The sequence below is a fragment of the Pseudomonas sp. Pseusp88 genome (assembly GCF_047303955.1).
GTDB lineage: Bacteria > Pseudomonadota > Gammaproteobacteria > Pseudomonadales > Pseudomonadaceae > Aquipseudomonas.
In genome coordinates this window covers 1-363 of the sequence record NZ_JBGLYM010000108.1, presented here as the reverse complement: position 1 = coordinate 363, position 363 = coordinate 1, and the positions used below count along the sequence as shown (strand labels likewise).

The window sequence follows — 363 nt, the reverse complement described above, 5'->3', positions numbered from 1 at the left end:
CACGCCATGGCCACCCTGATCAAAGTCGCCAACGATCAGGCCCGAGACGCCTGGCACGGGTTGAGCGCCCTGCTGCTGCCGGGCATGAAACCCGAGAACGCACTGACCCTGGCGGCGCCTCAAGTGTTGTTCTCCATCGAAATCTCCCTGGCCACCCAACTGCTGTTCGACCCGTACTGGGAGCAGAGTTACCAGAAATGGCTGGCCAACATCGCCACTGTCAATAAACAAATAGTCGCCGCCAAAGCCGTCCTCAGCCGCCCCGGCAATGCCTACGACCAACGCGCCGCCCGCCTTGCCCTGCAAGGCCATGAAGATGAGCTGAAAAGACTGTCGCTCATGCGCCCCATGCGCATCATCGGC

General features: G+C 61.4%; 1 pseudogene. It reads left to right on the top strand.

Annotated features, from left to right (window positions below):
- Window positions 1-363, top strand: a pseudogene (locus ACCD02_RS32680) (hypothetical protein); the annotation flags it as partial.